The organism is Vibrio sp. 1069 (assembly GCF_033340555.1).
Window position 1 is genome coordinate 1 of sequence record NZ_JAWOWP010000908.1, and the last position, 528, is coordinate 528.

1 pseudogene is annotated in these 528 nt (G+C 41.3%); it reads left to right on the forward strand.

From position 1 onward, the window contains the following. Positions 1 to 528: pseudogene (locus R7040_RS29750) on the forward strand (SMC family ATPase); the annotation flags it as partial.

Consider the following 528-nt stretch of genomic DNA (forward strand, 5'->3'; position numbering starts at 1 on the left):
GGAAAGCGCACTAAAAGCGAGTGCGTTTGCTGATGAAGCGCACTTCTTACAGAGTAAAGTGAGTGAACAACAAACTCAAACTTGGCAACAAGAAATAGATAACTTTAAGCAGACAAAAATTCAGTTAGAACAAACTCTTGCGGATTTAAATCAAGCTTTGAAGGCGGTCGATAAGCCTAATTTAGAAGCGCTTAACGGGAGTTTAAGCACTGCTCAACATTCGTATCTAGAAATTAGAAATCAGCTGGATAGCACGCGTTCACTGTTTGAGGGTTTGGAAAAAGTTCGCAATGAAATTTCTAATCTGCACGATAAAAACCGTAAATTAGAGGAAGAGTACAAAGTTTTCGGTACGCTTTATGATGTCGCCAGTGGTAAAACGGGCAGCCGTATCAGTTTACACCGATTTGTGTTGGGGGTTTTATTGGATGATGTTTTGATTCAAGCTTCTCAACGACTGAGTTTGATGAGCAAGGGTCGATATGTTCTAGCGCGTAAAACAGAGGGTTTTAAAGGTGCTGCAGGGCG